Annotated in this window: 26 protein-coding genes and 1 pseudogene; 18 read left to right on the top strand and 9 right to left on the bottom strand. The window is 71.1% G+C overall.

Annotated elements, in window-relative coordinates:
* The first annotated feature begins 170 nt into the window (after positions 1-170).
* Together mshA and ACIBKX_RS32390 are read left to right on the top strand one after the other, a co-directional pair.
* Complete coding sequence (mshA, locus tag ACIBKX_RS32395) at positions 171-1,517, top strand: D-inositol-3-phosphate glycosyltransferase (protein ID WP_363269724.1); 1,347 nt, start codon at positions 171-173, stop codon at positions 1,515-1,517.
* On the top strand, positions 1,510-2,061 hold the full coding sequence (locus tag ACIBKX_RS32390; RefSeq protein WP_363269725.1) for a YbjN domain-containing protein: 552 nt from the start codon (positions 1,510-1,512) through the stop codon (positions 2,059-2,061). Before mshA ends, ACIBKX_RS32390 begins: the two co-directional genes overlap by 8 nt.
* Here the strand turns inward: ACIBKX_RS32390 and ACIBKX_RS32385 are convergent.
* Entirely contained in the window at positions 2,058-3,260 is a 1,203-nt protein-coding gene (locus tag ACIBKX_RS32385) for an MFS transporter (protein ID WP_363269726.1), read from the bottom strand. The genes ACIBKX_RS32390 and ACIBKX_RS32385 overlap by 4 nt on opposite strands.
* Before the next feature lie 243 nt (positions 3,261-3,503).
* On the opposite strand from ACIBKX_RS32385, the gene ACIBKX_RS32380 reads away from it, so the two are divergent.
* A complete protein-coding gene (locus tag ACIBKX_RS32380) occupies positions 3,504-4,595 on the top strand; it encodes a DUF5937 family protein (RefSeq protein ID WP_363269727.1) in 1,092 nt (363 codons plus the stop codon).
* Positions 4,596-4,678: 83 nt separating this feature from the next.
* Here the strand turns inward: ACIBKX_RS32380 and ACIBKX_RS32375 are convergent, their stop codons facing one another.
* Positions 4,679-5,197: a hypothetical protein gene (locus ACIBKX_RS32375; RefSeq protein ID WP_363269728.1), complete on the bottom strand. Its 519-nt coding sequence runs from the start codon at positions 5,195-5,197 to the stop codon at positions 4,679-4,681.
* A 220-nt stretch (positions 5,198-5,417) separates the two neighbouring features.
* Here ACIBKX_RS32375 and ACIBKX_RS32370 point away from each other — a divergent pair, with 220 nt between their 5' ends.
* Complete coding sequence (locus ACIBKX_RS32370; RefSeq protein ID WP_363269729.1) at positions 5,418-7,094, top strand: glycosyl hydrolase family 28-related protein; 1,677 nt, start codon at positions 5,418-5,420, stop codon at positions 7,092-7,094.
* A gap of 29 nt (positions 7,095-7,123) precedes the next feature.
* Here ACIBKX_RS32370 and ACIBKX_RS32365 read toward each other — a convergent pair whose 3' ends face one another.
* On the bottom strand, positions 7,124-7,720 hold the full coding sequence (locus ACIBKX_RS32365) for a dihydrofolate reductase family protein (protein WP_363269730.1): 597 nt from the start codon (positions 7,718-7,720) through the stop codon (positions 7,124-7,126).
* A gap of 287 nt (positions 7,721-8,007) precedes the next feature.
* Between ACIBKX_RS32365 and ACIBKX_RS32360 the strand changes: the two genes are divergently transcribed.
* Both ACIBKX_RS32360 and ACIBKX_RS32355 read left to right on the top strand, forming a co-directional pair.
* Positions 8,008-9,216 carry an FAD-dependent oxidoreductase gene (locus tag ACIBKX_RS32360; protein ID WP_363269731.1) on the top strand — a complete coding sequence of 403 codons (1,209 nt, stop codon included), beginning with the start codon at positions 8,008-8,010 and terminating at the stop codon, positions 9,214-9,216.
* 45 nt (positions 9,217-9,261) lie between these two features.
* Positions 9,262-10,206: an RNA polymerase sigma-70 factor gene (locus ACIBKX_RS32355; protein WP_363269732.1), complete on the top strand. Its 945-nt coding sequence runs from the start codon at positions 9,262-9,264 to the stop codon at positions 10,204-10,206.
* Between the two features lie 39 nt (positions 10,207-10,245).
* Here ACIBKX_RS32355 and ACIBKX_RS32350 read toward each other — a convergent pair whose 3' ends face one another.
* The 3 genes from ACIBKX_RS32350 to ACIBKX_RS32340 form a co-directional block, all read right to left on the bottom strand.
* Entirely contained in the window at positions 10,246-11,022 is a 777-nt protein-coding gene (locus tag ACIBKX_RS32350; protein WP_363269733.1) for a phosphotransferase, read from the bottom strand.
* Between the two features lie 40 nt (positions 11,023-11,062).
* Positions 11,063-11,788: a transporter substrate-binding domain-containing protein gene (locus ACIBKX_RS32345; protein WP_363269734.1), complete on the bottom strand. Its 726-nt coding sequence runs from the start codon at positions 11,786-11,788 to the stop codon at positions 11,063-11,065.
* A 138-nt stretch (positions 11,789-11,926) separates the two neighbouring features.
* Positions 11,927-12,688 carry a phosphoglyceromutase gene (locus tag ACIBKX_RS32340; protein ID WP_363269735.1) on the bottom strand — a complete coding sequence of 254 codons (762 nt, stop codon included), beginning with the start codon at positions 12,686-12,688 and terminating at the stop codon, positions 11,927-11,929.
* Between the two features lie 210 nt (positions 12,689-12,898).
* On the opposite strand from ACIBKX_RS32340, the gene ACIBKX_RS32335 reads away from it, so the two are divergent.
* From ACIBKX_RS32335 to ACIBKX_RS32325, 3 genes are all read left to right on the top strand, one after another.
* Positions 12,899-14,209, top strand: coding sequence for an MFS transporter (locus ACIBKX_RS32335; protein ID WP_363269736.1), 1,311 nt, complete (start codon positions 12,899-12,901; stop codon positions 14,207-14,209).
* Positions 14,210-14,355: 146 nt separating this feature from the next.
* The gene (locus ACIBKX_RS32330) at positions 14,356-14,583 is read left to right on the top strand and encodes a hypothetical protein (RefSeq protein WP_363269737.1); all 228 of its coding nucleotides are present in this window, start codon (positions 14,356-14,358) and stop codon (positions 14,581-14,583) included.
* Positions 14,584-14,690: 107 nt separating this feature from the next.
* Positions 14,691-14,849: a hypothetical protein gene (locus ACIBKX_RS32325; RefSeq protein WP_363269738.1), complete on the top strand. Its 159-nt coding sequence runs from the start codon at positions 14,691-14,693 to the stop codon at positions 14,847-14,849.
* Positions 14,850-14,911: 62 nt separating this feature from the next.
* On the opposite strand, the gene phoU is transcribed toward ACIBKX_RS32325, so the two are convergent.
* On the bottom strand, positions 14,912-15,592 hold the full coding sequence (phoU, locus tag ACIBKX_RS32320; RefSeq protein ID WP_363270124.1) for a phosphate signaling complex protein PhoU: 681 nt from the start codon (positions 15,590-15,592) through the stop codon (positions 14,912-14,914).
* A gap of 283 nt (positions 15,593-15,875) precedes the next feature.
* On the opposite strand from phoU, the gene ACIBKX_RS32315 reads away from it, so the two are divergent.
* Positions 15,876-17,135 carry an ATP-binding protein gene (locus tag ACIBKX_RS32315; RefSeq protein WP_363269739.1) on the top strand — a complete coding sequence of 420 codons (1,260 nt, stop codon included), beginning with the start codon at positions 15,876-15,878 and terminating at the stop codon, positions 17,133-17,135.
* Positions 17,132-17,812, top strand: coding sequence for a response regulator transcription factor (locus ACIBKX_RS32310; protein WP_111665435.1), 681 nt, complete (start codon positions 17,132-17,134; stop codon positions 17,810-17,812). Before ACIBKX_RS32315 ends, ACIBKX_RS32310 begins: the two co-directional genes overlap by 4 nt.
* 104 nt (positions 17,813-17,916) lie before the next feature.
* Here the strand turns inward: ACIBKX_RS32310 and ACIBKX_RS32305 are convergent, their stop codons facing one another.
* A complete protein-coding gene (locus tag ACIBKX_RS32305; protein ID WP_363269740.1) occupies positions 17,917-18,639 on the bottom strand; it encodes a DUF461 domain-containing protein in 723 nt (240 codons plus the stop codon).
* 124 nt (positions 18,640-18,763) lie between these two features.
* Complete coding sequence (locus ACIBKX_RS32300) at positions 18,764-19,042, bottom strand: hypothetical protein (RefSeq protein ID WP_363269741.1); 279 nt, start codon at positions 19,040-19,042, stop codon at positions 18,764-18,766.
* A 268-nt stretch (positions 19,043-19,310) separates the two neighbouring features.
* Between ACIBKX_RS32300 and ACIBKX_RS32295 the strand changes: the two genes are divergently transcribed.
* From ACIBKX_RS32295 to ACIBKX_RS32265, 7 genes and pseudogenes are all read left to right on the top strand, one after another.
* A complete protein-coding gene (locus tag ACIBKX_RS32295; protein WP_003953493.1) occupies positions 19,311-19,793 on the top strand; it encodes a CarD family transcriptional regulator in 483 nt (160 codons plus the stop codon).
* A 273-nt stretch (positions 19,794-20,066) separates the two neighbouring features.
* The gene (ispD, locus tag ACIBKX_RS32290; RefSeq protein ID WP_363269742.1) at positions 20,067-20,798 is read left to right on the top strand and encodes a 2-C-methyl-D-erythritol 4-phosphate cytidylyltransferase; all 732 of its coding nucleotides are present in this window, start codon (positions 20,067-20,069) and stop codon (positions 20,796-20,798) included.
* On the top strand, positions 20,788-21,297 hold the full coding sequence (gene ispF, locus ACIBKX_RS32285) for a 2-C-methyl-D-erythritol 2,4-cyclodiphosphate synthase (protein WP_363269744.1): 510 nt from the start codon (positions 20,788-20,790) through the stop codon (positions 21,295-21,297). Before ispD ends, ispF begins: the two co-directional genes overlap by 11 nt.
* 126 nt (positions 21,298-21,423) lie before the next feature.
* On the top strand, positions 21,424-22,827 hold the full coding sequence (cysS, locus tag ACIBKX_RS32280) for a cysteine--tRNA ligase (RefSeq protein ID WP_363269745.1): 1,404 nt from the start codon (positions 21,424-21,426) through the stop codon (positions 22,825-22,827).
* Between the two features lie 126 nt (positions 22,828-22,953).
* On the top strand, positions 22,954-23,907 hold the full coding sequence (rlmB, locus tag ACIBKX_RS32275) for a 23S rRNA (guanosine(2251)-2'-O)-methyltransferase RlmB (RefSeq protein ID WP_363269746.1): 954 nt from the start codon (positions 22,954-22,956) through the stop codon (positions 23,905-23,907).
* Between the two features lie 78 nt (positions 23,908-23,985).
* Positions 23,986-24,081: pseudogene (locus tag ACIBKX_RS32270) on the top strand (23S rRNA (guanosine(2251)-2'-O)-methyltransferase RlmB); the annotation flags it as partial.
* A 125-nt stretch (positions 24,082-24,206) separates the two neighbouring features.
* Positions 24,207-25,799 (top strand): DoxX family protein, encoded by a 1,593-nt coding sequence (locus ACIBKX_RS32265; protein ID WP_363269747.1) that lies wholly within the window; start codon positions 24,207-24,209, stop codon positions 25,797-25,799.
* The last annotated feature ends 4 nt before the right edge of the window (positions 25,800-25,803 follow it).

The raw sequence follows: 25,803 nt of genomic DNA, 5'->3' as shown, positions 1-25,803 counted from the left end.
GGCATCCCTTGAGCGCCGATGGGGGAACGGTTGAGCCCGACTCGGCAATGATTTGGCAAAGAGGAAATGGAGTTGCGTCTTCCGATGTTCTCCCTCTGGAGGACCGTGCTCCGGACGACCCGGTACGCCCTCCGTCAAGCCATGCCCGTGCGCGCAAGGAGGACCGCCACGTGAGCCAGTATGTGACCAGGCTCGGCCGTCGCTCTCCGGCAGCGCCCGCCAGGCTCCGGCTCCCGGGCTCGCACCGCCGACCGCGCCGCGTCGCGATGCTCAGCGTGCACACCTCCCCGCTGCACCAGCCCGGCACGGGCGACGCGGGCGGCATGAACGTCTACATCGTCGAGCTGGCCAAGCGCCTCGCGGCGATCAACGTGGAGGTCGAGATCTTCACGCGGGCCACGACGGGCGCGCTGCCGCCGTCGGTCGAGCTGGCTCCCGGCGTCCTGGTGCGGCACGTGGACGCGGGCCCCTACGAGGGCCTGGCCAAGGAGGAGCTGCCCGCCCAGCTCTGCGCCTTCACGCACGGCGTGATGCAGGCCTGGGCAGGCAACCGCCCCGGCCACTACGACCTGGTGCACTCCCACTACTGGCTCAGCGGCCACGTCGGCTGGCTGGCCGCCGAGCGCTGGGGTGTGCCGCTGGTGCACGCCATGCACACGATGGCCAAGGTCAAGAACGCGGCGCTCGCGGACGGCGACACTCCGGAGCCGGCCGCCCGCGTCATCGGCGAGACCCAGATCGTGCGCGCCGCCGACCGGCTCATCGCCAACACCGCCGAAGAAGCCGACGAGCTGGTACGGCACTACGAGGCCGAGGCCGGCAAGGTGGCCGTGGTCCACCCCGGCGTGAACCTCGACCGCTTCCGCCCCGGCGACGGCCGTGCGGCCGCCCGGCACCGCCTCGGCCTCCCGCAGGACGCGCTCGTCCCGCTCTTCGCGGGCCGTATCCAGCCCCTGAAGGCGCCGGACGTCCTCCTCCGTGCGGTCGCCGTGCTCCTGGACCAGCGTCCCGAGCTGCGGTCCAACATCGTCGTACCCGTCGTGGGCGGGCCCAGCGGCAGTGGCCTCGCCAAGCCGGAGGGCCTGCAGAAGCTGGCCGCCAAGCTGGGCATCGCGGACGTGGTGCGCTTCCAGCCGCCGGTGGGCCAGGAGCAGCTCGCGGACTGGTTCCGCGCGGCGTCGGTCCTGGTCATGCCGTCCTACAGCGAGTCCTTCGGCCTGGTCGCGATAGAGGCGCAGGCGGCCGGTACGCCGGTGCTCGCGGCGTCGGTGGGCGGCCTTCCGGTCGCGGTCCGCGACGAGACGACCGGTTTTCTGGTCTCCGGCCACGAACCGGCCCACTACGCGCGCGTGCTCCGCGATTTCGCCGAGAACCCCCACCTCGTGGACCGCATGGGCGCGGCGGCCGCGCGGCACGCCGAGTCCTTCGGCTGGGACACGGCGGCGTCCGCCACGGCGGACGTGTACACGGCGGCGATGCATGAGCATCGGCGTCGCGTACGCTCGCATCATGGCTGATCAGGCTGGTGCGGCGGAGACGGTGACAGCGGCGGGGACCGTTGAGGCGCAGTCCGCTGCGGCGACTGCGGTCGCGACCATCGAGCGGGCGCTGGACGAGGCGGAACTCGAGTGGGAGAGCCCGGAGAGCGGCTCCTTCGTGGTGAAGCTGCCGGGTACGCGCAAACTGTCGACGACGCTCTCCCTGAAGGTCGGCAACCACGCGCTGTCCCTCATGGCATTCGTGGTGCGCTGCCCCGACGAGAACCACGACGCGGTGCACCGCTGGCTCCTTGAGCGCAACCTCCGCCTCTACGGCGTGAGTTACGCCATCGACTCCCTCGGCGACGTCTACCTCACCGGAAAGCTGCCGCTCGCCGCGGTCACTCCGGAGGAGGTCGACCGGCTCCTCGGCTCGGTCCTGGAGAACGCGGACGGCCCCTTCAACACGTTGCTGGAGCTGGGTTTCGCGTCGGCGATCCGCAAGGAGTACGCGTGGCGGGTGTCGCGGGGCGAGTCCACGCGGAACCTGGACGCGTTCAGCCATCTGACCCGGCGGGACTAGCCGGCCACGGCTGCCGCCGACAGGAGCGTCGCGGCCGCGAGGCTGCCCCAGAGGGCGGTGGGGCCGTGCGGCGCGAGTGTGGTGATGACGGCGGGGGAGACGGCCAGGCCGAAGCCGGTGGAGAGCTCGAAGCGGGCGAGGGTACGCCCCATGAGCCGGGCCGGGGCCAGGTGCGTGACGAGCGCGGTGGCGCTGCCCGCGTAGATGATCTCGCCGAGGGTGCAGACCACGGAGACGGCGGCCACGGCCGGGGCGCCCCAGCCTCCCTCTCCCAGTGAGGCGGCGGCGAGGAATCCGACGTACGACAGGGAGAGCACGACCCCGGCCAGGGCCAGTACCGTGCGCCGGGCGTACCGGCGGGACAGCAGGACGGTGACCGGGACCTGGAGGGTGACGACCAGGACCGTGTTGGCGACGAAGATGGCGGCCGACCACATCGGGGACGCGTGCAGCTGGGTCACCAGGATCAGGGGGAGCGCGATCTCGGGGACGTTGAGACAGAAGGCGTAGATGATGTTGGCGGTCAGGAGCTTGCCCAGGCGGGGGGTGGGTTCGGCTGGGGCGGTGCCTTCCGCCGGGGCTTCGGCCGGGGAGGCCGGCTCGGCCCGGAGGCGGACCGACCACGCCAGGCCGGCCGCGGCCAGATACGCGACCCCGGTGACCGCTGCCAGCGCCTGAAGCGCGGCGGCGCCGCCGGCGAGGCAGACGGTGGCGACGAGGGCCCCGGCGCCCATGCCGGCGTTGCGCAGGGCGCGGCCCGCGGCGAGTGCGGCGTCACGCTCCTTGCCGTGGGCGACCGTGGCGACGAGTGCCGCGTGGGCGGCGGGCCAGGCCTGGTTGCCGATGCCGAGGAAGAGGGCCGCCGCGGAGAAGAGCCAGATGTGCCCGGCGGGGGCGGCGAGCAGCAGGGCCACGCCGAGGACCCGGACCAGCATCGACGCGGCGACGACGGTGCTGCGGGCGCCCCGGTCGAGCCACCGCCCCACCGCGGGCATGCAGATCAGCCCCGCGACGATGGCGACGGTCATGGCGGCGCCGGTGGCGGGCGCGGACAGCTTCAGGACGGCCACTCCGTAGAGCAGCAGAAAGGGCCGCAGCAGCCCGGTGCCGAGCGCGTCGACGGCGAGGGCGAGGGCATATCGGGGTCCTCCGGAGGCGTGCAGGAGGGCGCGGGGGCGGATCTTGGTCGGGGTTGCCATGGCGCCAACGGTGGGGGCGGTGGCCGGACTTGGGACGACGCTTGACGGGGATCGTCAAGCGGGGCGGTGGTCGGGGGAGGTGGGGCGATGATGCGGGCGGCCACTGTCGGCGCGCCGCTGTCGGAACGCTGCTGTCGGTGCGCCGCCGCTGGCGGGGCGGTGTCCCGCGGGGAGCCGTTGTGGAGGCGTTCCGGCTGGGGAGTGGTTGTACCCCCGGACCGCCCCGTCGGTGATGATGCCGATGTGACCTTGAGGATCGACATCAGCGGGCTGCCCGCCCCGCGCGAGCGCCTGCGCTTCGCCGCGTCCCCGCTGGCCGAGCTGACCGCCATGCTGCACGTGCTGGCCGAACCGGGGCATCACCCGCAGCTCGCCGACTGGGCCACGGACGTCTGGGCCGGGCTCTCGCCGGAGCTGGCCGAGCGGCTGCGGGAGGCGGAGTGCCTCTGGCGGTCGTCGCAGGCCGACTTCCTGATCCCCGCCCGGCCCCGTCCCACCCTCGCCGAGGAGCTGGACGACGTGGACCGGATCGACGACGCGGCGTATGTGACCGCCGCCCTCGTCACCACCTGCGGCAGCAACCAGCTCCACTCCGAGGCGTCTTCACCTCTCACCGACCCCGCCGCTCGCGGACGCGCCCTGGAGCTGGCCCAGGCCCGCGGCCCCCGCCAGGAAACCTTCGCGGAACGGCTCCTCACCGACCCGGCGGCCGTCCGCGCCCGCGTGCGCCAGACCCTCGAACAGTGCGCGGCGGCCTTCTTCGACGCCGCCTGGGCGGACGTCGCCGTACGCGTCGCCACCGATCTGCGCCTCAAGAACGACCTGCTGAAGCGGCACGGCACCGAGGCCGCGCTCGCCTCCGTGTCCGGCGCGGTGACCCTCGCGGCAGACGGCGGCCACATCGTCGTGGACAAGCTCCAGGACAAGGCGACCACCGCCCGCGACACAGCCGTCACCTTCATCCCCAGCGTCTTCAACCGCCCGCACCTGGTGGCCGTCCACGCACCGGGCTGGCAGCCGGTGGTGCAGTACCCGGTGGCCGAGCCGGGCCCCGCGCAGCCCGTATCCCTGGAGACGGTCACCCTGCGCCTGGAAGCCCTGGCCCATCCCGTACGACTGCGACTCCTCCGCACGCTCGCACGCGGCCCGCACACCACCGGTGAGCTGGCCCACGCCTGGGAACTCTCGCTCCCGGAGGTCTCCCGCCACCTCGCGGTCCTGCGCCGTGCGGGCCTGCTCACGACGCGGCGCCACGGCCGCTACGTACGCAACACGCTCAATCTGCCCGAACTGACCGCACTGGGCGGGGACTTGCTGGCGGCGGTCCTGCGCTGAGCCGAAACCGGGCATCGTGCGCTGAGCCGAAACCGGGCATCGTGCGCTGAGCCGAGCCGGCCGTCCCGCGCTGAGCCGGACCGTCAGGCCGCCGGGCACAGCGCCGCGGCGTCCGCCGGCGCCGATGCGCGGGCCACGGTCGCGGGCACGGGGCGGGCCACGGCCACCTTCCGCGAGCGCCCACGCCGCGCGAACACGACGAGCCGCAGCACCACGAACCGCGCCACCCCGGTCAGCGCGGAGGCGGACAGGTAGACGACCTGTTCGAGCACCGCACCGGGCGCCGCCACCAGCTGCTGCAGGGCGAACATCGCCACGCATGTCACCGCGTACGCGACCGCCGCCGACCCGGCCGACTGCGTGTGCTGGCGCCACGTGGCGCGCCCGCCCGCGCCGAAGGTGAAGCGGGCGTGCAGCTCGGTGGCGAGCAGCGTGGAGACCACGGTGATCAGTGCGTTGGCCAGCGCCCACGGAATCCAGGAGGCGAGGCCCGCCACGGCGAAGCTGGAGGCCAGCCCCACCCCGCCGCCGCAGAGCACGAAGCGGGCGAAGGCGGTGACGGCACCGGGCGCCGACTGCGGCTGGCTCTGTGCTGTCTCCATGATCCGACCCACCCCTTTGATGTCTCACGGCCTCGTTGGTGATGCCATCATGGCACAGAGGTGGCGCCATGTGGCGCCATTATTCAAAAACGTGGCGCCAGGGGGTGTGCGGAGCTGCGGGCGTCGCAGCGCACCTTCCCCGGGCGCCCGACCCGTGGCATGCTCACGCCCCGACGTAGATATGAACGACGTTCACATCCATGGAAGGCGAGGCGGCGACATGGGCATGCAGCACCCCAGCAGACGTGGCGTACTGGGCGGCGCGATAGCCGTGGCGGCGACGGCGGTGGCGGGCACGGGCGGCACCGCATGGGCGGGCTCCCGCCAAACCCCGGCCCTGTGGCGCGAGTTCACCGCCGCCCCCTGCACCCACCCCCAGATCCCGTACATCGCCCGTTCCGGTGCCTACGCCGGCACCCGCCGCCTCCCCCGCCGCAAGGTCGTCGCCGACGTGACGGACTACGGAGCCGTCCCGGACGGCACGACGGACGCGGCCCCCGCGATCAACCGAGCGCTGGCCGAAGCCGGCGCGAACGGCGGCGGCACCGTCCTCGTCCCACCGGGCACGTACCGCGTCGACGACGTGATCCGCATCGCCCACGACAACGTCGTGCTCAGAGGCGCGGGCAGCACCGCCACCACCCTCATCGCCACCAAGAACCTGACCGAACTGATCGGCCCCTACGGCTCCCGCTACGGCGGCGACAAGTCCAGCTGGTCCTGGGCCGGCGGCCTCATCTGGCTCTGCCCGGCGGCCCGTTGGGAGTCCCTGACCGCCGCCATCAAGGCCAAGGACTGGCCCTTCGAGGGCTGGACCGGCAACAAGCGCGACGAGTGGCGGACCCTCACCACGATCGCGGCCCCCGCCGCCCGAGGCGACCGCACCCTGAAGGTCACGGACGCCTCCCGCCTCCACAAGGGCGACCTGATCCTGCTCCGCCTCGCGGACGACGCGGACCACACGCTGCTGCGGCACATGGCGGGGGACGGTCCGGGCCCGGCGGCGTACACCTGGGACGACAAGACGAAGCTCACGTCGTACGTGCCGTACGAATGGCCGGTACGGGTCACTTCAGTAAGAAGAGACGCGGTACGAGGTCACGCGGTCACCCTGGAACGCCCCCTCCCCCTGGACGTACGCCCGGAATGGGACCCCCGCCTCACCACCCGCACAACCGCCCTGACCGGCGCGGGAGTCGAGGGACTCACCCTGGAGGCGATCGAGACCCCGCAGTCCCCGCACCTCCTGGACAAGGGCTACAACGGCGTCACGTTCCAGTGCGCGTACGACTGCTGGGCGCAGGACATCGTCGTACGCCATGTGGACAACGGCTTCGGCCTGGTCGGCGCGTCCGCCTGCACCCTCCGCGACACCCGTGTCTCGGGCCGGGGTTCGCACCACCCGTACTTCTGCCGGGAGGGCTCGCACGACAACCTGATCGAGCGCTTCACCGTCGACGACCGCACGGTCCCGGCCCCGCCCGGAACCCAACTCCACGGCATCAACGTGGAGGGCCTCTCCTCCTACAACGTCTGGTCGCGCGGCACCATGCGGATGGGCACCTTCGACAGCCACCGGGGCATGCCCTTCGCCAACGTCCGTACGGACATCACCGTGCACAACAACGGCCGGCACGGCGGAGACGCCTCGGCGGGCCCGCTCTTCGGGGCGAGGTTCACCCACTGGAACATCCGCGTCACCAACGAGCGGGCGGGCCTGATGAAGATCGACGGCCTCGCCCCGTACAGCGCCACGGTCGGCATCAACGAGGTCCGGGAGTTCGACCAGATCGACGTACCGGACTTCTCCGGAGAGCTGCATTCCCGAATCGAGCTCTACGGGACGACGGACACGGTCCGGCCGCGGAATCTGTACGAGGCGCAGAGGGGGCTGTAGTCACCTGGGTGCCGCCCCGGCGGGAGGGCTCAGCCGCCGTTGCGCGTGTACGTGAGGAACAGCGCGCCGCTCTCGATGACGGTGTGGTCCGCGAGGGTCCAGGTCTGCGGGTCGAAGGTCGCCTTGCGGGAGAAGAGCGGGATTCCGTCGCCGATGGTCAGCGGGCCGAGCTTGAGGATCAGGGTGTCGATCTCGGCGTACAGCGAGCCCGCGAGTTCGGCGCCGCCGATCAGCCAGATGTCCTTGCCGTCCTGCTGCTTGAGCTCGCGCACGGTCGCCACCGGGTCGTCGGCGACCAGCTCGACGGCCGGGTCCGGGCTCTCGGTCAGCGTCCGGGAGAACACCAGGTGCCGCAGGTGGGGGAAGGCGTCGCTGACGCCGGCCGCGAGGCCGACCTCGTAGCTGCGCCGCCCCTCGATCACCGTGTCGAAGTGCGTGCCCTCCGCCGTGATGTTCAGCGCCTGTCGGGCCTGGCCGGGCAGCGTCTCCGGGTACTCGGTCACGAGGTGCCGTATGTAGTCCTCCGGAATGGGCCAGAAGCCGTTCGGACCGGTGGGGTCCGCGCCGTCCGGGCCCGCGATGAAGCCGTCGAGAGTGGTGGCGACGTAGTGGACGAGTCTGCGCATACCGGGTTCCTCCGTTGGTCATGCCGTTGGTCATGCCGGCGCGGCGCGGCCCGGTGGGGCCGCTGGGTGATCATGGCACCGGAGCGGGGGCGGGGGCAGTGCGCGGCCGCGTGACAGTGATCCACGTCACGTGCATCCGGCTGTCACAGGGCCGGATCAAGCGGTGTCTTGATGCCGAACGCATAAGGCGAAGGCCTGAGAGCGAAGGCCTGAGAGCGAAGGCTTGAAGACGAGCGCCTGAAGGCGAGTGCCTGAGGACGAGCGCCTGCAGACGGAGGAGACAGGACATGGCTGAGAACACCGACGTCGTGGTGATCGGCGGGGGATACGCGGGCGTTATGGCCGCCAACCGCCTCACGGAGCGGGACGACGTGACCGTGACGCTGATCAACCCGCGCCCGACCTTCGTCGAGCGGATCCGGCTGCACCAGCTGGTCGGCGGATCCCACGACGCGGTCCGCGACTACGGGGACGTGCTGGCCAAGGGCGTACGACTGGTCGTGGACTCGGTGACGCGGATCGACGCCGCCGGGCGAGCCGTGGCCCTGTCGTCGGGCGGCAGCCTCGCCTATGACTACTTGATCTACGCGGTGGGCAGCGGCAGCGCCGATCCGGGTGTGCTCGGGGCGGCTGAATTCGCGTACCCGATCGCCGGTCTGGAGGAGGCGGCGCGGCTGAAGTCGGCGGTGGACGCGGCGCCCGTGACGGCGCCGATCACGGTGGTCGGCGGTGGTACGACCGGTATCGAGACGGCCGCCGAGCTGGCGGAGGAGGGCCGCGCGGTGACGCTGGTCTGCGGCGCCGTGCTCGCTCCGTCGCTGCACCCGAAGGGCCGCCGTTCGGTGGCCAAGCGGCTGGCGAAGCTCGGGGTGACGGTGCTTGAGGGGGCCGGGGCGCGGGCGACGGCTGTGACGCGGGACGCCGTACGGCTCAGTGGTGGCGGCGAGCTGCCGAGCGAGGTGACGATCTGGACGGCGGGCTTCAGCGTGCCGGATCTGGCGGCGCGCAGCGGTCTGCGCACTGACGCGGTGGGCCGCCTCCTCACGGACGAGACGCTGACCAGCGTGGACGACGCGCGGATCATCGCGGCCGGCGATTCGGCGGCGCCCTCGGACCAGCCGTACCGGATGAGCTGCCAGGCCGCGGTCCAACTGGGCCCGCAGGCAGGGGAAACGGTGCTGAGCAGGATCGCGGGGGAGCGGCCGAAGCCGGTCAACGTGGCTTTCGTCAGCCAGTGCGTCAGCCTGGGCCGTCGCGCGGGCATCCTCCAGCTCACGAAGCCCGACGACACGGCCAAGAAGTACTACGTCGCCGGGCGCGCGGGGGCGAGGCTCAAGGAGACGATCTGCAAGAGCATCCCCTGGCAACTGGGCTTCGAGAGCCGCCGCCCCGGTTCCGTCAAGTGGGGGGAGATGCTGAAGGACGCGGGGCGCGGGGAGCGGCTGCGGGGCGCCGCAGGCGAGGCGGAGCCGACGGTGACGGGCAGGGCGGCATAGGCGACGATGACGTGCGCGCACGCCCCAACTCCCCCGGAGGCCACGATGAACGAAGCCGGCGAGGTATCCGACGACCGCCCGACGGACGAGGTATCCGACGACCGCCCGACGGACGAGGCGACGAACACCTTCGTGGCCCACCGCAACCTCCTCTTCACGATCGCGTACGAGATGCTGGGCTCGGCGGCGGACGCGGAGGACGTACTCCAGGAGACGTGGCTGCGGTGGGCGGAGGTGGACCTGTCCCAAGTCCGCGACCAGCGCGCGTACTTGGTCCGCGTGACGACCCGCCAGTCGCTCAACCGCCTGCGCACGATGAAGCGCCGCAAGGAGGCGTACGTGGGCCCGTGGCTGCCGGAGCCGCTGCTGACGGCGCCGGACGTGGCCGATGACGTGGAGCTGGCGGAGAGCGTCTCGATGGCGCTGATGCTGGTCCTGGAGACGTTGTCGCCGACGGAACGGGCGGTCTTCGTGCTGCGGGAGGTCTTCGACGTCGGGTACGACGAGATCGCGACGGCGGTGGACAAGACCCCGGCGGCGGTCCGCCAGATCGCGCACCGGGCCCGCCGCCACGTCGATGCGCGCCGCCCCCGGGAGACGGTGTCGGCGCGCGAGTCCAGAGCAGCCCTGGAGTCCTTCCGGAACGCCCTGGAAACGGGCGAACTCCAGGGTCTCCTGGACGTACTGGCCCCCGAGGTGGTCCTGCTGAGCGACGGCGGCGGCATCAAGCAGGCGGCCCAGCGCCCGATCATCGGCGCGAGCAAGGTGGCCCGCTTCATCCTCGGCGGCACGGCAAAGACGGACGCCACCCTGACCACGGCCCTGACCCTGGTGAACGGCAACCCGGCCCTGGCCCTGACCCTGAACGGCGAACTGGACGGCATCATGACGATCCGCTTCGAGGAGTCCCGCATCACGGGCCTCTACTACGTCCGAAACCCGGAGAAGCTGACGAGGGCGACTTCGGAGACGCGGCTGGCGCTGCGCTGACGGGGAGAGCCGCTCGGCTCCAGGCCGACTCCCGCCATCTCACATCCGGGCCCTCAGCACATCCACCTCACACCCTGGCGAGAACGGGTCGAAGCCGTGCTCGACCAGCCACCGAACCCCCAGCAGGCTCCGCAGGGACCACCAAGCGCGTACGACGTCGAGGTCGAGGTCGACGTCGGTGCCATAGCCCGCGATGAGATCACCGAGGTGCTCTTCGTGCCCGAGCGTCAGGGTGGCGAGGTCGTAAAGGGCATCGCCTCGCCCGGCTTCGGACCAGTCGATGATGCCGGTAATGGAGTGGCCCCCACTGTCACCGCCACTGCCACTGTCGACGAACACATGACAGATCTGCAGATCGCCGTGTGTGAACGCCGGGGCCCAGGGCCGGAGCGCGGCCTCGGCGACCTGCCGATTGCGGGTGACGAGATCGACGGGCAGAACCTGGTTCGCGACGAGCCACGCGCACTCGCCGTCGAGCTCCGCCACCAACTCGTCGGGACCCCGGCCGGCCCGCCCGCGCCAGGCCGGCAACGGCGCGTCGTGCAACGTCCGTACGGCGGCACCCGCCGCGGCCCATGCCGCGGCCGACGCGGTCACCGGCTGCCCGAGCTGCCCGAGAGCGGTCCCCGGGACCGCGGCGAGGGCGAGCACGGGCGGCTTGCGCCACAGAATCTCCGGGGTCGGCACGGGCGCAAGACCCATGGCTTCGACCTCGACGTCGACACGCCCCTGATCGGCGTCCACCTTCAGGAACACGTCACCGATGCGCAGGGTGGCACGCTCGGCATGAGCGACGACAACACTGACCTGATCCATGCCGGCCCACTATCCCGGACGCGGGCTCACGCCACCGGGATTATTGCGTGCGCTCGCCCAGCGCCGGGTCCTGCCCGGAGCGGCGCAGCGCCTCGGCGACGAACCCGGACGCCACCAGCTCACGCACAACTGCACTGAGGAACTGCGTGGTCTCCGGACGCCGCTCCTTCGGGGTGCCCATGGCCTGTCGGATGGTCATGAACGCGGGGTCCAGCAGGCGCAGTTCGGGCCGCCGGGCAACGTGCGCGGTCAGCGGCTGGCGGATGCCGGCTGCCACGTCCAGGCCCTCGGAGTGAAAGACGTCGACGCCGTCGTCGCCGCGCACGACGGTGGCGTGACGCAGGGTGCGGCTGAGGTAGAGGTCGTAGGCGGACCCCTTCTTGACGCCGATGCGCACCCCGTCCCGGTCCACGTCGTCGGCGGAGGAGAACGCGGAGTTCACCGGTGCCGCGTACATGCCCTCGATATGCACGTACGGCGTGCTGAAGGCGACTTCCTTCTCACGATCCGGATCCACGGCGAGGAAACAGAGGTCGGCGTGCCCCTCGGCCATCGCGGCATACGACTTCCGGGCCGCGTCAAAGCAGACGAACCGCACCGGCACCCCCACCCGCCCGGCGACCTCCCGAGCGAGCTCGACGGTGACTCCGGAGGGCTGCTCGGGGGTGCCCTGGGCGAGGACGGGATTCCCGAGATTGATGGAGGCACGCAGCACTCCGGTGGGGGCCAGGTCGTGCGCGAGCTCTGCGTCCATGGGCGTCGTCATGGGCCGAGCCTAGGCTCTCCGGGTCACGTGTCCTGCCGGGGAGAACAGACTCCGCCCCGCGCCGCCACGCCACGCCAAAGCCCCCCGCCCGCGAATCCCGCAGGCAGGGGGCCAAAGGTCAGATGAGGCCGGGGCGGCCTACTTCTTCTTGCCCTGGTTCTTGACCGCCTCGATCGCCGCGGCTGCCGCGTCCGGGTCCAGGTACGTTCCGCCCGGGTTCAGCGGCTTGAAGTCCGCGTTCAGTTCGTACGACAGCGGGATGCCCGTCGGGATGTTCAGGCCCGCGATGTCCTCGTCGGAGATGCCGTCCAGGTGCTTGACCAGGGCTCGGAGCGAGTTGCCGTGGGCGGCGACCAGGACCGTCTTGCCCGTGAGGAGGTCGGGGACGATGCCGTCGAACCAGTACGGGAGCATGCGGACGACGACGTCCTTCAGGCACTCCGTCTGGGGGCGCAGCTCCGGCGGCAGCGTCGCGTAGCGCGGGTCGTCGAACTGCGAGTACTCCGCGTCGCGGTCCAGCGGCGGCGGCGGGGTGTCGTACGAGCGGCGCCAGAGCATGAACTGCTCCTCGCCGAACTCGGCCAGCGTCTGGGCCTTGTCCTTGCCCTGCAGCGCGCCGTAGTGGCGCTCGTTCAGGCGCCAGGAGCGGTGCACCGGGATCCAGTGGCGGTCCGCGGACTCCAGCGCGAGCTGCGCCGTCCGGATCGCGCGCTTCTGGAGCGACGTGTGGACCACGTCGGGGAGCAGGCCGGCGTCCTTGAGCAGCTCACCGCCGCGGACCGCCTCCTTCTCGCCCTTCTCGTTGAGGTTGACGTCCACCCAGCCGGTGAACAGGTTCTTCGCGTTCCACTCGCTCTCGCCGTGGCGGAGGAGGATCAGCTTGTACGGTGCGTCGGCCATGCCCCTGAGCGTAATCGAACCGCCGGGCGCCCCGCGCGCCCGGCCGCGGGGTGGACGGGCCCCCGATCACAGCTCCCCGCAGCCCTCCGCCAGTTGACGGGATCTGCTAATCCAGTGGCTCGGGCGACCCTCGTCATCGTAATGTGCGAATGCCGAAAGAGACGCTTACATTTAGCGCTCGTACAACCGCCTGACCTGTGGGGGAACCTGATGTCGCTCGCCGCCATGAGACGCGCCGCGAGAGAGTCCGTCTCGGGGCTTCCCCGCGAATTCTGGTGGCTGTGGACCAGCACCCTGGTCAACCGCCTCGGCGCCTTCGTCGCCACCTTCATGGCGCTCTATCTGACCCTCGACCGCGGCTACTCCGCCACCTACGCCGGACTCGTCGCCGCCCTGCACGGCCTCGGCGGCGTCATCTCCTCGCTCGGCGCCGGCGTCATGACCGACCGGCTCGGGCGGCGGCCCACCCTCCTCATCGCCCAGGCGTCCACCGCGATCTCCGTCGCCCTCCTCGGGTTCATGAAGGACCCGATCGCCATCGCCGGCGTCGCCTTCCTGGTGGGCATGGCCAGCAACGCCTCCCGGCCCGCCGTCCAGGCGATGATGGCCGACATCATCCGGCCCGAGGACCGCGTCCGCGCCTTCTCGCTCAACTACTGGGCCATCAACCTCGGCTTCGCCGTCTCCTCCATGGGCGCCGGCTTCATCGCCGAGTTCAGCTACCTCGCCGGCTTCCTCATCGAGGCCGGGATGACCATGGCGTGCGCGATTCTGGTCTTCGTCAAGCTGCCCGAGTCCCGGCCCGTCCGTACGGCCCTGGAGAAGGAAGCCGAGCCCGAGGTCGGCCTCGGGACCGTGTTGCGGGACGGGCGGTTCATGGGGGTCGTCGGGCTGTCCTTCCTCATCGCGCTGATCTTCCAGCAGGGATCCGTCGGGCTGCCCGTCGCCATGGGGCAGGCCGGGTTCACCCCGGCCGACTACGGCATGGCCATCGCCGTCAACGGCGTACTGATCGTCGCCCTGCAGATCCCGGTCACCCGCTTCATCGAGCACCGGGACCCGCAGCGGCTCCTCATCATCTCCGCGCTCCTCGCCGGATACGGCTTCGGGCTCACCGCCTTCGCCGGGTCCATCGGAGTCTTCGCCCTCACCGTGTGCGTCTGGACCCTCGCCGAGATCGTCAACGCGCCCACCCAGACCGGGCTCGTGGTCCGGCTCTCGCCCACTCACGGCCGAGGCCGCTACCAGGGCATGTACACCCTGTCCTGGGCCGTCGCCGCACTCGTCGCCCCGCTCCTCTCCGGCTTCGTGATCGACCGGTTCGGGGCCGACTGGCTCTGGGGGATCTGCGCCGTCATCGGCACCGTCGCCGCCCTCGGCTACTGGTCGCTGATGAGGGGGCTTCCGGAGGAGGGGGCCGCGGCGGACACGGGGGCTGTTCCGGTGGCGCCCGCCGCCGAGGCCGACGTCCCGCCCGCCGCCTCCAGCGCCTCCCCGGAAGACCTCCGCGCCCACACGTAATACACCGGCGCCGTCACCACCAGCCCCACCAGCCACGACAGATCCGCCCCACCCAGCGGCACCAGCACCAGCACCAGGTTCACGAAGTCCTGAAGCACAGACGAACCCCCCGCCCCTGCCAAGTCCCCTTCGGCACAAAGGGCTTCATGACCTGTGCCGTACTCGTCTACGCCTGGATCCTGCCCGGCTCCTGGGCCGCCCTCTTCCCCGGCACCCTGGAGCAACTCCTCGGCATCACCTACGACTTCCGGGCGACCTGGGGCGTATCACGCCTGCCCTTCGAGGCGTTCACGCTGGGCACGGTGCTCGCCCTGCTCCTCATCGGCACCATCGGCCACTGGGCGGCGAACGCCCGCGCACATGTGCGCCGTTGATGCGCCGTCAGGGCAGGGCATGAAATCAGGGACAGGCTGACATCACGTCATGGCCAGGCAGATGGTCAGGCAGATGGCCAGGCAGTACGCCTTCGAGGAGGAGACCCATGGCCGAGTCCCCCAACCCCGTGTTCACCCCCGAGCAGCCGACCGAGACGCCAGGCCTGCCGGAACTGGTCCTGCTGGGCGCCTGTGGCTGCGGCTCGGGCTGCAGCTGCGGCTGCCAGCAGGGCGGCCCGTGCCAGTGCGGAGGCTGCTGCGGGTGAGCGAAAGGTGTGCCCCGCACGTCACGTGCGGGGCACACCCTTGCGTACGGAGAAGAAGCGCCTCAGGCGCCTTCCACCGGCGAACCCGCGGGCTGGATCTCATCCGCGTGCTCCCCGGTGACCAGGTACACGACGCGCTTGGCCACCGACACCGCGTGGTCGGCGAACCGCTCGTAGTAGCGGCCGAGCAGCGTCACGTCGACGGCGGTCTCGATGCCGTGCTTCCACCGGTCGTCCATCAGGTGCTGGAAGAGCGTCCGGTGCAGCAGGTCCATCTCGTCGTCGTCCTGCTCCAGCTGGAGCGCCAGGTCGACGTCCTTGGTGATGATGACTTCGGCGGCCTTGGCCATGAGGCGCTGCGCCAGCTGCCCCATCTCCAGGATCGTGGCGTGCAGGTCGCGCGGCACGGCCGACTCCGGGAACCGCAGCCGGGTCAGCTTCGCGACATGCTGGGCGAGGTCGCCCGAGCGCTCCAGGTCGGCGCTCATCCGCAGCGAGGTGACGACGATGCGCAGATCGGTGGCGACCGGCTGCTGCCGCGCGAGCAGGGCTATCGCGCGGGCCTCCAGGTCATGCTGCAGATCGTCGACCTTCTGGTCAGCGGCGATCACGCTCTCGGCCATCTTCAGGTCGGCGTCGAGCATGGCCGTGGTGGCGCGCCCGATCGCCGACCCGACAAGACGGGCCATCTCGACCAGGCCCTCGCCGATCGAGTCAAGTTCCTCGTGGTACGCGTCCCGCATGTGGATGTCCCTCTCTAGTACGTCCCGGGGGGTGACCCCCACGCTCCCACGGTGCGGCCCCGACGCGTCCGTTTCCGACATGCCAAGTGAATCGCCCCTGTCACCAAGGTGAACTGTGGGCGACGGGAAACGCCCTCCAAGACCCACCCCCGGCCCGCCCCCGCCTGACCCGTTCAGCCGAAGTGAACCATCACCGTCTCCTCGGTGAACTCTGGGCGACGAGTGTTCGAGGCCGCACCCGTATGGCTGTGGGAGGTGCGTAAAGGGCGCATAACCTGGAGGCATGGACGTGAACGCGGCGGTCGCCGCAGCGGCAGCGATCGCCGGGGTGTGCACCGGCGTCATCGCCATGCTGGCGTTCCGCTGGAGCGAGCGCGACCTGAAACGCCCCACCCGGACCTCCCTGCACACCGACCCCGTACTGCCGCCCGGCGTCGACACGGTCCTCTCCGTGCTCCGCTCGTCCGCGGTCGTCCTCGACGAGGCGGACAGCGTCGTCAAGGCCAGCTCGGCGGCGTACGCGCTCGGCCTGGTCCGCGGCGGCAAGCTGGCCGTCGACCCGATGCTCCAGATGGCCCGCGACACCCGCCGCGACGGCGAGATACGCCAGGTCGAGCTGGACCTGCCGCGCCGCGGCACCGGCCGTGGCGAGGCCCTTGCGGTCTCGGCCCGCGTGGCCCCGCTCGGCTCCCGCCTGGTGCTCCTGCTCGTCGAGGACCTCACCGAGGCCCGCCGCATCGAAGCGGTACGCCGCGACTTCGTCGCGAATGTGAGCCACGAACTGAAGACACCGGTAGGAGCCCTCAGCCTCCTCTCCGAGGCCGTGATGGACGCCTCCGACGACCCCGAGGCCGTCGAGCGCTTCGCGGGCCGGATGCAGATCGAGGCGACCCGCCTGACCAGCCTCGTCCAGGAACTCATCGACCTCTCCCGGGTCCAGAACGACGACCCCCTGGAGGACGCCGAACCCGTCCGTGTCGACGAACTGGTGGCGGAGGCGATCGACCGCAGCCGCCACCAGGCCTCGCACAAGCAGATCACCATGGCGGCCGGCGGCACCGCCGACCTCCAGATATGGGGCAACCGCGGCCAGCTCGCGGCGGCCCTCGGCAATCTCGTCGAGAACGCCGTGAACTACTCGCCCGCCCGCACCCGCGTGGGCATCGCGGCCCGCCGGGTCAGCGCGCCGGGCGGGGATCTGATCGAGGTGGCCGTCACCGACCAGGGGATCGGCATCTCCGACAAGGACAAGGAGCGCATCTTCGAGCGCTTCTACCGCGTCGACCCGGCCCGCTCGCGGGCCACCGGCGGCACCGGCCTCGGCCTCGCCATCGTCAAGCACGTGGCCGCCTCGCACGGCGGGGAGGTCACCGTGTGGAGCTCGGAGGGACAGGGCTCCACCTTCACCCTGCGGCTGCCCGAGGCGGCCGCCACCCGCGACCGCGGAACCGATCGGGGCGGAACAGGCAGCGACGCCGAGACCGCACGGCCCGACGACACCACTGCGTACGAACCCATCCCTGCCCCGGAGGTCCTTCCGTGACCCGAGTGCTCGTCGTCGAGGACGAGGAATCCTTCAGCGACGCCCTGTCCTACATGCTCCGCAAAGAGGGCTTCGAGGTCGCCATCGCGGCCACCGGCCCGGACGGACTCGACGAGTTCGAGCGCAACGGCGCCGACCTCGTCCTGCTCGACCTGATGCTGCCGGGCCTGCCCGGCACGGAGGTCTGCCGTCAGCTGCGTGGCCGCTCGAACGTCCCGGTGATCATGGTCACCGCGAAGGACAGCGAGATCGACAAGGTGGTCGGCCTGGAAATAGGAGCCGACGACTACGTCACCAAGCCCTTCTCGTCCCGCGAGCTGGTGGCCCGCATCCGCGCGGTGCTGCGCCGCAGGGGCGAGCCGGAGGAGGTCACCCCGCAGGCCCTGGAGGCGGGCCCGGTCCGGATGGACGTCGACCGCCACGTGGTCACCGTCTCCGGTTCCAAGGTCGACCTCCCCCTGAAGGAGTTCGACCTCCTGGAGATGCTCCTGCGCAACGCGGGCCGCGTCCTGACCCGCATGCAGCTGATCGACCGGGTCTGGGGCGCCGACTACGTGGGCGACACCAAGACCCTGGACGTCCACGTGAAGCGCCTGCGCGCCAAGATCGAGCCGGACCCGGGGGCGCCGCGCTACCTGGTGACGGTGCGGGGTCTGGGCTACAAGTTTGAACCGTAAACCGCGGATCGGCGGACGCGCGGAAGGGCGGGAACCCGGCACCGGGTTCCCGCCCTTCCGTCTGTGTACTTCTGCGTACGTCTATGTACGTCTGCGAATGTCGCTCAGTGCTGGGAGCCGGAACCCGCGCCCGCGCCGTGCGAGGCCGCGTCCGCCGGCTCCGTGGCGCCACCCGAGGCGTTCTCCGACGGGTTGGTGGAGGCACCCTCGGACGGCGTGCCCGACGGCTTGCCCGACGGGTCGGTGGAGGCGCCGCCCGACGGCTTCGTCGACGGCTTCTCGTCCGGCGCCGCCGGGACCTCGCTCGGGCCCCACTTCTTGAAGTAGCTCTCGGCCGGGACGACGAAGGTCTTCATCTTCACGTCACCGGTCTTGCTGAAGGCGAAGGTGACCGGCTGCGCGTTGCCGTCCTTGACGGCCTCGCGGCTGCTGGGCAGGACGGCGGAGGCGTTGTCCTTGCCGCCGATGACGACGGAACCGCCCGCGGGGATGGTCAGCGGACCGCCCGGCTTGGAGTTCTTGTCGTCCTTGCCCGGCGTGATCTTGGCCTTCTTGCCGGTGCCGTTCACGGTGATGGCGTCCAGCGTCTGGGCGGTCCGGCCGTTGTTGAAGATCGTCGCGGCGACGACGGCGGGGCCCGTGGACTCCAGGTCGGGCTGGGTGATCACCATGGCGTTCTGGATCTTGATGTCACCGACGGCGGTCGCCGCGTTGTCCGGCTTGATCTCGTGCGTCGCGGCGTCGCTGCCGGCGGCGCACGCGGACAGCGAGAGCGAGAACGCGATGGCGGTGGCGGCGAGGGCGCCGCGTCGAAGGCTGCGGCTCACGGCGGCGGCAACTCCTTGAACGAGAGCGATACGGGACGGGCGGACGGCCGTAAAGCCGCCCTAAGGGTGTGTCAGCGGGCTTAGGTTACCGAGCCGTTCCCGCACCACCGCACCCGACCCGCCCCTACGCCCCACGAGCCTCCCGGCGCCACCGCCGTCCCGTCGCCCGCGCCACTTCCGTCATCCCGAGATCATTCGCCTCTCGTTCATCATTCACATAAGAGCCGTCAAGCGTCATCGCATCCTGTCTTGCGGATTTCCCGTAAGGAATGCATGACGACTCGGGGAAGTCCCGGAAATTGATCACCGACGCCACTTGATCAATTCCGGATAGCTCCCCGAGATGCTTCGGAGAGGCATCGGAGAGACACTCGAACAGCGAGTCGTACTGCTCTTCAGTCACCGAACGGAGTAGCGGAAGTTCACCGCTTGGAACCCGGCAAAACGGGACGTTCGGCCTCGGGGAGCGCTCTCGGACGGTGCGTGACGGCCATGTTTCGCCTTCCCCGAAGAGCGGCTCCCACCTGCGAATACCCCCCTCCGCTAGCCGTCCGCAGCACGTTCCTGTTGCTGTTGTCAAGCCCCGAGATGTGCCCTGACCTGCGAAAACGCCATTCAGAAGAGGCCGTTCTCGTGTTAGGATGGATAGCCACGGAAGGGGTACCTGTCACATGACGTTCAAGGTTGGCGACACCGTGGTCTATCCCCATCACGGGGCCGCGCTGATCGAGGCCATCGAAACTCGCCAGATCAAAGGCGTGGACAAGACCTACTTGGTGCTGAAGGTCGCCCAGGGCGACTTGACGGTACGTGTGCCTGCGGACAATGCGGAGTTCGTCGGCGTGCGTGATGTGGTCGGTCAGGACGGGCTCGACCGGGTCTTCGAGGTGCTGCGCGCGCCGTACGCCGAAGAGCCCACGAACTGGTCCCGTCGCTACAAGGCAAATCTCGAGAAGCTCGCCTCCGGCGATGTCATCAAGGTCGCGGAAGTCGTGCGTGACCTGTGGCGTCGGGAGCGCGAGCGCGGACTGTCCGCGGGCGAGAAGCGCATGCTCGCCAAGGCTCGGCAGATCCTGGTGAGCGAGCTCGCCCTCGCGGAGAACACGAACGAGGACAAGGCCGAGGCCCTGCTTGACGAGGTCCTCGCGTCCTGATCGCGTCCTGACATACGCATACGTCTTGGCGCCATGAATGCCGCGGTGCCCGCTGACCCTCAATGGTGTCGCCGGGCGCTGCGGCATGTTCGTACCCGAACGTGTCTCTCTTCGAACTTCGAGTCCTTCGAGAATCCCCCGTTGCTTGCTTGGCGTGCCGGGCTCGGGCAGCTGGCTCGACCAGATGTCACGGAAGGGTCCGGTCAAGGCGTCGCGCCCGGCACGGTGTGGCCATACCCATGTCGGCCGAGCGTACAAACCTGAACGGAACCGATGTCTAGCGAATCCCGCACCGCGGTCGTGATTCCCGCCGCCGGACGCGGCGTGCGTCTCGGCCCGGGCGCCCCCAAAGCGCTTCGCGCGCTGAACGGCACCCCCATGCTCATCCACGCCATCCGGGCCATGGCCGACTCCCGCGCGGTCTCCCTGGTCGTCGTGGTCGCGCCCCCGGACGGCGCGAACGAGGTCAAGACCCTCCTGGACGACCACGCGCTGCCCGAGCGCACCGACTTCGTCGTGGTCCCCGGCGGCGAGACCCGCCAGGAGTCCGTGAAGCTCGGCCTCGACGCGCTGCCGCCCGGCATCGGCGTCGTCCTCGTGCACGACGCGGCCCGCCCGCTGGTGCCCGTCGACACCGTGGACGGCGTCATCGAGGCCGTCCGCGAGGGCGCCCCCGCGGTCGTCCCCGCGCTGCCCCTGGCCGACACCGTCAAGCAGGTCGAGCCCGCCGCCGAGCCCGGCGCCCCCGAACCCGTGGTCGCCACCCCCGAGCGGGCCCGGCTGCGCGCCGTGCAGACCCCGCAGGGCTTCGACCGCGAGCTCCTCGTGCGTGCCCACGAGACGGTCACCGACAACGTCACGGACGACGCGAGCATGATCGAGCAGCTCGGCGTCCAGGTCGTCGTCGTGCCCGGCCACGAAGAGGCCTTCAAGGTGACGCGCCCCCTCGACCTCGTCCTCGCCGAGGCCGTACTCGCCCGCAGGAGGGCCAACGATGGCTTCTGAGACCCCCGCGCCCGCCCCCGTGCTGCCCCTCGTCGGCATCGGCACCGACATCCACGCCTTCGAAGAGGGCCGAGAGCTGTGGTGCGCGGGCCTGAAGTGGGACGACGAGGGCCCCGGCCTCGCCGGGCACTCCGACGCGGACGTCGTCGCGCACGCCGCCTGCAACGCGCTGTTCTCCGCGGCCGGCCTCGGCGACCTCGGCGCGCACTTCGGCACCGGCCGCCCCGAATGGTCCGGCGCCCCCGGCGTCAAGCTGCTCGCCGAGGCCGCGCGGATCGTCCGGGACGAGGGCTTCACCATCGGCAACGTGGCGGTGCAGGTCATCGGCCCCCGACCCAAGATCGGCAAGCGCCGCGACGAGGCACAGCAGGTGCTCTCCGAAGCCGCGGGTGCGCCCGTCACGGTCTCCGGGGCCACCACCGACGGGCTCGGCTTCCCGGGCCGGGGCGACGGGCTCGCGGCGATCGCCACCGCGCTGGTCGTGCGCACCCGGGACTGACGTACGCGGCCGTACACAGTCGTACGAAGCCGTACGCGCCGTCGTACACACCGACGTGTCACAGTTCAGTGCCCTGTTGACCGAGGAGGTCGCAGGGCACTGCCCCGCGCCCACTACCCTGGTGTGGTGACGATTCGCCTGTACGACACCAGCGCCCGGCAGATCCGTGACTTCAGCCCGCTCGTCGAAGGCTGTGTCTCGATCTACCTGTGTGGCGCCACGGTGCAGGCCGCCCCGCACATCGGGCACATCCGGTCGGGGCTGAACTTCGACATCATGCGCCGCTGGTTCGCCCACCGCGGCTACGACGTGACGTTCGTCCGCAATGTCACGGACATCGACGACAAGATCATCCGGAAGTCCGCCGAGCAGGGCCGCCCCTGGTGGTCGATCGGCTACGAGAACGAGCGGGCCTTCAACGACGGCTACGACGTCCTCGGCTGCCTGCCGCCCACCTACGAGCCGCGCGCCACCGGGCACATCACCGAGATGGTCGAGATGATGCGCGGCCTGATCGAGCGCGGCCACGCCTACGAGTCGGACGGCAACGTCTACTTCGACGTGAAGTCCTTCCCCGGCTATCTGGAGCTGTCCAACCAGGAGCTGGACAACCTCCTGCAGCCCGAGAGCGAGGGCGAGACCGGCAAGCGCGACCCGCGCGACTTCGCCATGTGGAAGCGGGCCAAGGAGGGCGAACCCAGCTGGGAGACCCCCTGGGGCCGCGGCCGTCCCGGCTGGCACCTGGAGTGCTCGGCGATGGCCCACAAGTACCTGGGCCGCGAGTTCGACGTCCACGGCGGCGGGATCGACCTGATCTTCCCGCACCACGAGAACGAGATCGCGCAGGCCAAGGCCTTCGGGGACGCGTTCGCGCGGTACTGGGTGCACAACGGCTGGGTCACCATGAGCGGCGAGAAGATGTCGAAGTCGCTCGGCAACTCGGTGCTCGTCTCCGAGATGGTCAAGAAGTGGCGCCCGATCGTCCTGCGCTACTACCTGGGCACCCCGCACTACCGCTCGATGATCGAGTACTCGGAAGAGGCGCTGCGCGAGGCCGAGTCCGCGTTCGCCCGCATCGAGGGCTTCGTGCAGCGTGTGGTGGAGAAGGCAGGGGGCGTCGTGGAGCCCGCCGCCGACGTGCCGCCCGCCTTCGCCGACGCGATGGACGACGACCTGGGCGTGCCGCAGGCCCTCGCGATCGTGCACACCACGGTCCGCCAGGGCAACAGCGCGCTTGCCGCCGACGACAAGGAAGCGGCGGTGGCCCGCCTCGCCGAGGTCCGGGCGATGCTCGGCGTCCTCGGCCTCGACCCGCTCGACCCGCACTGGGCCGGCAGCGAGAGCGACCGCGGCGAGGACCTCCACGGGGTCGTCGACACCCTCGTACGCCTGGTCCTGGACCAGCGTGAGGCGGCCCGCGGCCGCAAGGACTGGGCGACCGCCGACGCGATCCGCGACCAGCTCAATCAGTCGGGGCTGGTCATCGAGGACGGCCCCAGCGGCCCGCGATGGACGCTCGGCCCGCGCTGAGTGCCCTGACCTCGCGATGTGCCGCCCGGCTCACCGGGCGGCACACTTCATATACGTACCGGCACACTTCATACGTACGACGCAGCATGCGCGCGACCGCGCGCATCACACACAGACAGGTAGGTCATGGCCGCTAACAACCGCCGCATGTCCGGCAAGAAGGGCGCGCAGGTCGGCAGCGGCGGCAATCGGCGCCGCGGCCTCGAGGGCAAGGGCCCGACGCCGCCCGCCGAGATGCGCAAGGGGCACGTCAAGAACCGCATCGCCAACGCGAAGGCCAAGAAGGCCGTGTCCGGCGGTGGCGGCCGACGTCCCGTGAAGGGGCGCGGCGGCAAGGGCACCTCCGAGATGGTCGTCGGGCGCAACTCCGTGGTCGAGGCGCTGCGCGAGGGCGTGCCCGCCTCCACGCTCTACGTCCAGCAGTTCATCGACAACGACGAGCGGGTCCGCGAGGCCCTGCAGCTCGCCGGTGAGCGCGGCGGCATCCACCTCATGGAGGCCCCTCGCCCCGAGCTGGACCGCATGACGAACGGGCTCAACCACCAGGGCCTGGTGCTCCAGGTCCCGCCGTACGAGTACGCGCACCCGGAGGACCTCGCGGCCGCCGCGTACGACGAGGGCCAGGACCCGCTGATCGTGGCGCTCGACGGCGTGACGGACCCGCGGAACCTGGGCGCCGTCGTCCGCTCTGTCTCCGCCTTCGGCGGCCACGGCGTCGTGGTGCCCGAGCGGCGCGCCGCCGGCATGACCGCGGGCGCCTGGAAGACCGCGGCCGGCGCGGCGGCGCGCACGCCGGTCGCCCGCGCGACGAACCTGACGCGCGTCCTGGAGCAGTACAAGAAGGCGGGCGTCACCGTCGTCGGCCTCGCCGCCGACGGCGAGCACGAGGTCGGCGACCTGGAGGCGCTCGGCGGCCCGGTCGTCATCGTCGTGGGCAGCGAGGGCAAGGGCCTGTCCCGCCTGGTCGGCGAGACGTGCGATTACCGGGTACGGATTCCGATGCCGGGTGGCACGGAGTCGCTGAACGCGGGTGTGGCCGCGGGTGTCGTGCTGTATGAGGCGGCGCGTCGTCGGGCGTGATGTCGGCGGACGGAGTCCGGCGCAGCTGCTCGAAGCCGCGAAGCGTGCGAGGGCGGCACGGGGGAGGGGTCGTGCGGTTACCGCGTGCGGATTCCGATGCCGGGTGGCACGGAGTCGCTGAACGCGGGTGTGGCCGCGGGTGTCGTGCTGTATGAGGCGGCGCGTCGTCGGGCTTGGCGAAGACGGTGTCGGACGCCGGTCGGGCTGAGGGAGTCAGCCGGGCCGGCGTCCGGTCTTGACGGGGTCCGGACATTTCCACGCGGTCAAGGCAGTGTCCTAAACACACATCACTCGGTTAGATGAGTGTGGACACCAGAACGCCCCGCAATCCCAGGGGGGGAAGCTCGTCAGGGTTCGACGAAGCTCCCGCGCTGAGCATGGTGAAGGTGCCGAGCGACCCGGCCCAGGTCATCGTGAATCACGCGAGCTTCCGCGTGCAGCTCCCCACCGCGCAGCGGACCCAATCCCCGCGAATCTCCCGGCACTTGAGCACCGGCGACGACACCGTGCGCATCCCCGCGGTCGGCTCCGCCGCACGGCGTCGCGCGCCCGTCGTCTGGAGCGGGAAGTCCGAGCCGGGCGATCCCGGAGCGACCGGACTCCTCCAGGCGGTGCGCGGCACCGGCGTGCGCCATTCGGCCGGAAGCGGCGCCGACTCCTACGACGACGGCGGCGCCACCCAGGTCATCCCGCGCGTCGAGCTGGAAGACGACCTCGAGATCACCCAGGCCACCCCCTCCGTCATCGGCCCGCGCCACCCCGACCCCGGCACCCGGCTGCTCCCGCAGGTCGACATGGCGCGGAGCGACCTCGACGAGCGCGAGCAACTCGCGTACGACGACGAGGAGTTCGAGGAGGAGACCGTCACCAGGCGGCACGGGGCCGACCCCGTGCGACATGCCTACTACCCCGGCCGGCGGATGAACCTCGGCGTCGTGCTGCTCCCGCTGCGCGTCTTCCTCGGGTTCATCTCCATCTACGCCGGCATGGGCAAGCTCTGCGACCCCGTCTACTTCGACGGCGGCGAGCGCGGCTCCATGGTCAAGTGGCTGAACTCGCTGCACCCCTGGGCGCTCGCCGAGCCGCTGCGCGACTTCGCGCTCCAGCACCCGGTCGGCGCGGGCCTCAGCATCGCCTTCCTCCAGGTCATCGTCGGCGTGCTCACCGTGTTCGGGCTCTGGCAGCGGGTCGCCGCGAGCATCGGCGTGCTGCTGTCCGCCGCGCTCATGGTCACCGTCAGCTGGAAGACCGTCCCCGCCTACGACGCGCCCGACATCATCTATCTGGCCGCCTGGTCGCCGCTGATCATCGCGGGCGCCCCCGTCTACTCCGTCGACGGCAGGCTCGCCGGCGAGGCTTGGCGCACCCTCGGGCCGCGCGCCGACATCTGGGAGCTGCGCCGCCGGGTGCTGCGCCGCGGCGCCCTCTTCGGTGCGGTCATCGTGGGCCTGACGCTGCTGATCGGCTCGATGCTGGGCAGCGCCGTGCGCGACGCCGACCGCGTCACCGTCCCCGGTCCCGGCGAGGCCCCGCGCAACGAACTGCCCGGCTCGCCGCTTCCCCAGGAGCCCGGCAAGAAGGAGCGGCGCCAGGGCCACTCGCAGAGCCCCTCGGCCTCCCAGGCGCCCACCCAGGGCAGCTCCGCGAGCCCCACGCAGGGCGCGGGCACGACCGCCCCGGCCGAGGCGCAGGAGACCGGCACGGCGGGCTCCGGTCAGCCCAGCCAGACGCAGGGCACCGAGCAGGCCCCGGCGCAGCAGCAGCAGCCGACGTCGCAGCAGCCCCCGTCGTCCACCGACGCGGGCCCGACGTCCAGCGGCAGCAGCGGGGCGCCCGAGGGCGGCAGCCGTGGCTCGGACAGCCTGGTGGGCGGACTGCTGGGCGGCGGCTGAGCGG

This window comes from Streptomyces sp. NPDC050658 (genome assembly GCF_044457025.1).
GTDB lineage: Bacteria > Actinomycetota > Actinomycetes > Streptomycetales > Streptomycetaceae > Streptomyces.
The sequence above is the reverse complement of the archived record's forward strand: the minus strand, read 5'-3'. Positions and strand labels throughout refer to the sequence as shown.